Source organism: Microcoleus sp. T2B6 (genome assembly GCF_036700475.1).
Lineage (GTDB): Bacteria > Cyanobacteriota > Cyanobacteriia > Cyanobacteriales > Microcoleaceae > Microcoleus.
This window is the reverse complement of the sequence record NZ_JAUBOZ010000213.1, coordinates 1-4,200: the sequence shown is the minus strand read 5'-3', so window position 1 is coordinate 4,200 and position 4,200 is coordinate 1. Positions and strand designations below refer to the sequence as shown.

Annotated in this window: 3 protein-coding genes and 1 tRNA gene; 3 read left to right on the top strand and 1 reads right to left on the bottom strand. The window is 44.8% G+C overall.

Annotated features, from left to right (window positions below; translation table 11 throughout):
- Nucleotides 1-65: 65 nt before the first annotated feature.
- Complete coding sequence (locus tag QUA00_RS36330; RefSeq protein WP_333413419.1) at nucleotides 66-1,310, bottom strand: tyrosine-type recombinase/integrase; 1,245 nt, start codon at nucleotides 1,308-1,310, stop codon at nucleotides 66-68.
- Between the two features lie 84 nt (nucleotides 1,311-1,394).
- Here QUA00_RS36330 and QUA00_RS36325 point away from each other — a divergent pair.
- The 3 genes from QUA00_RS36325 (at nucleotide 1,395) to QUA00_RS36315 (ending at nucleotide 3,737) form a co-directional block, all read left to right on the top strand.
- Nucleotides 1,395-1,484, top strand: a tRNA-Gly gene (locus tag QUA00_RS36325).
- Nucleotides 1,485-2,009: 525 nt separating this feature from the next.
- Complete coding sequence (gene trhO, locus QUA00_RS36320; protein WP_333413417.1) at nucleotides 2,010-2,957, top strand: oxygen-dependent tRNA uridine(34) hydroxylase TrhO; 948 nt, start codon at nucleotides 2,010-2,012, stop codon at nucleotides 2,955-2,957.
- Nucleotides 2,958-3,008: 51 nt separating this feature from the next.
- On the top strand, nucleotides 3,009-3,737 hold the full coding sequence (locus QUA00_RS36315) for a glutathione S-transferase (RefSeq protein WP_333413415.1): 729 nt from the start codon (nucleotides 3,009-3,011) through the stop codon (nucleotides 3,735-3,737).
- Nucleotides 3,738-4,200 lie beyond the last annotated feature (463 nt).

The window sequence follows — 4,200 nt, the reverse complement described above, 5'->3', positions numbered from 1 at the left end:
GTGTTGATTTTGTACGCAAGAAAATCTACAAAAAAATTGCCTCTAGAATCAACATCCCAACAGCATCAAAGCGGGCGCAAATGCTCCAAAATCTTGCCATCTAAATACACAGCATTAATCACTTTCTCAGACGTATCACACCACTTAGCCACCACTGCACTCGGTACACCCTTACCAACTTGTTCGCTGATAAAAGTATCCCGACAAGAGTAGGGAGTAGTAGTTTTACGATGTCCTTCAATGTCGCGAGTTTTCTCAGTGATTGGGTCAACCAACTTGTGCCAAGTGCGGATAGTGAAATTGCTGTAATTAATCGCCCCGCCCTTTTTGGGTGAGGGAAAAACCAGACTGTTTTTGTCCGTTAAGTTTTCTGGCTCAAGACTTCTTAAAAGCTCGCTTAATTCCTGATTACAAGGGAACCTACGACGCTTGTTGTTTTTACTACCATCAACCCTAGTCTCTATCCCGCCCGGATGCTGCACACTGCCGTTAAACACAACGTGAGAAAAGTCGGAGGCAATATCGCGCCACCTCAAGCCAACAGCCTCAGAGGGACGGCATCCAGTCATGAACCAAAACTGCACCAAAGGGTAATAGTAGCAAAGCTTCTGCCCTCCATAACCCCTGCCGTTCCAATTCCCTTTGTGGTTCTTGAAAGCTTCTAATACCAGCGCCTTTTCTTCGGGACTAAAAGCGTTAGGTTCAGGGTCACTTTGCCAGTTGTGTTTTGGCAAGTCGGCTGCCATCCCGTTAAAAGGGGAAGCGGACAACCTGGTAATAATTTTAAATTTAATCCCCCATTCAACCGCTGCATTCACGTATGTCAAAACTCGCTTAGTCATGCTGTTAGTAGTGTCGCCTAGCAGCCACGCGCGTACTTGCAAAGCATCATCCTCGGACAAACTTTGGTAGGGACAGCGGTCAATATAAGCTTGAATGCTCGTTACTAAATAGTGAAAAGTTGTGGGCTTGACAGCAGGTTTTTTGAATTCTAAATATCTCTCAAACAATTTAGTTAGAGTCAGTTCCGGCTTAGGCTTGATTGTCTCAATAACAGTCAGGTGAGTCTGTGACTTGTATTTCTTGAGTGTGGGGTCAAAGCGCTCAAACTTGATGTCAGATTCAATCAACTGTGCTTTAGCCTCTGCCAGTTCCCAGTTTTCAGGGGTATCTGCCATCCCCAAAGACAGGTATTTTTGCTCCCCCCCGTACAAATGTCTTGGCAGTTGTAACCGCAGTCTCCCCTCGCGAGCTGCTACCACCACGGAACCGTAAGAAGCTTTCCCGCCCGATTTGGGAGTTTTAGTCATGTATTTTTGCTCAAACTCGATCGACCAATTTTACCAAACTGACTACGGTTTGACTACGAAAACAGTGGACGGCAAAAACATTTTGCGAGAAATCGTTACGGGACAAAGGGTTTGCCGATTCATTCCTATCGCTTCCCATGCTGAACGTCGTGGGTTCGAGTCCCACCGTCCGCTTGCGAAAAAACTCTTTAAAACTCTTGAGGAATCAAGGGTTTTGGCGTTTCTAGGGCTGGATCTCTGTGGTTGCACAGGATGTTTTTGGAGACAAACACAGGGTTTTTGAGGGCTGTTTGGAGACAATTTGGAGACAATTTGGAGAGTATTTGGAGTGTCTCTAAATATGGCTTTGGTTAAGCGCCTAGCTCTGCCAATACGTCCAGCACAGTTTCCATATCCGCCAAATCAGCCCTCGACTTTTTGCGTGGTGCTTTTAACTCACATTCCGCACCTCTACGAGACGTATGGCTCATGGTAAAATTTCAAAAGCGACAGGACAACGTTAGCCCTTTGGAGACAAATTCGAGACCACACGGGATACAAAAATCAGCTCGGAGGATGTAACCCTTTGCCAGTATCGGGTTCCATGAGTGATGCTTACCTCTTCCGCTGAACCTCGTGGGTTCGAGTCCCACCGCCCGCTTTGACTGAATTTTCATATAATTTAATTATGAAATTTAATTACTCTTATCCATTCGATATATGGCTTATTTCTTAACCGCTGCTTTATATAAGTTCGTTGAACTACCTGATTTTGCTGAGCTGAAAGCACCGCTACTCGATTGTTGCAACAACAACAACGTCAAAGGCACTATCTTGCTGGCCCAAGAAGGCATTAATGGCACTATTGCCGGCCCGTCCGAGGGCGTACACGCAGTGCTGGCATTCTTGCGTAGTGACCCGCGTTTTGCGGATCTGGTACATAAGGAATCTTTCTCGGAAAAAGCACCTTTTTACCGCCTGAAAATACGCTTGAAGCGCGAAATAGTCACGATGGGAGTACCGGACATTAATCCCCGCCTCATGGCTGGCAAATATGTTAAGCCTGATGAGTGGAATAAGCTGCTTGACGATCCCGATGTTGTGGTGGTTGATGTGCGTAACGATTTCGAGGTATCTCTGGGTACTTTTGAAGGCGCTATTAATCCAAAAACAAAAAGCTTTTCCGAGTTACCTGAATGGGTGCTGCGAGAAACAGCTTTACGCAATAAACCCAAGGTGGCAATGTTTTGCACGGGTGGTATTCGCTGCGAGAAATCTACTGCTTTTTTGCGTACTCAAGGTTTTGAGGAAGTCTATCATCTCGAAGGCGGAATTTTAAAATATTTGGAAACGGTGCCGGAAGCAGAAAGTCGTTGGGAAGGTGAATGTTTTGTGTTTGATGAGCGGGTTTCTGTTGGTCAGGACTTAAAGCCGGGAAACTATGAACTTTGTCGCGGTTGTCGTCACCCGATTAGTCAGGAAGATAAGGCTTCTGAATTATTTGTACTTGGTGTGAGTTGTCCTCATTGTCATGACTCAAAAACTGAAACCAAAAAACAAGCCTTATCTGAACGTCAACGTCAGATTGAGCTTGCTAAGCGTCGCAACCAAGTACATATAGGTGCGCGCTACGATGCGAAGGAAAAAGTAGATGGTGCGATCGACTAATATTATTATTGACTAAGCTCAAAGAAACCCGGTTTCTACGAAAAATCTTGTTTGGCGACGAGAAATATCGAAAGAAACCGGGTTTCTGACCCGAAAAACCCGATCGCGCGATCGACTAATTATATGTCAGCAACATACCCAATTTTGTATTCCTTTCGCCGCTGCCCCTATGCTATGCGCGCGCGCTTGGCCTTAATGGTTAGCAATCGGGTGTGTGAGTTGCGGGAAGTTGTTTTGCGAGACAAACCACCAGAGATGTTGGAAGTATCTGCCAAAGGTACGGTACCAATATTGATTGATGTTGATGGGCGTGTACTGGATCAAAGTATCGATATCATGTTGTGGGCATTGAGACAACATGATCCTGAAAAATGGTTGATGCCACAGCAAGGTTCTCTTACAGAAATGCTGGAACTAATTGCTCTATTTGATGATAGGTTTAAATATCATCTTGACCGTTATAAGTACCCGGATCGTTATCCCGATGTTGATGCCCAAGTACATCGGTATGAAGGTTCTTTATTCCTGGAAAAACTCAACTCACAGTTAAGTGCGACTAAATATTTGTTTGGTAACAATGTAGCATTGGCTGATATGGCGATCGCACCTTTTGTTCGTCAATTTGCTCATACGGATCTAGCTTGGTTCAACGAACAGCCTTGGCCTCCACTACAAGCTTGGTTAGCAGCGTTCACAGACTCGGAAATTTATAGCAGTGTGATGCAGAAATATCCGAAATGGGAATCCGGTAATCTAGGCGTTATTTTTCCTTCCTCGTAATTAGTTATTCAGGACTTACGGACTCAAGGGCGTTGAATCAAGGGTTTGAGATTGTTTCACTACGTTTTCTTGGGACAGAAAATGGTAGCCTTTTAGGAACAGGCAAGATGCCTGTTCCACAAGAAAATTTATCTTTGGTGGAACGGGCATCTTGCCCGTTCTTGAGAAGGGTGCAAAATGTGACTTTTAACTCATAGGTTGCACCATTCTCAATTAGCCTTTTAGGAACAGCCAAGATGCCTGTTCCACAAGAAAATTTATCTTTGGTGGAACGGGCATCTTGCCCGTTCTTGAGAAGGGTGCAAAATGTGACTTTTAACTCATAGGTTGCACCATTCTCAATTAGCCTTTTAGGAACAGCCAAGATGCCTGTTCCACAAGAAAATTTAGGGTGCATCTCAGTTTGGCAAATACATCAAATTGAAAGTTGACCGTTGAGATAAGCACAGCGAAGAGCAAGGAT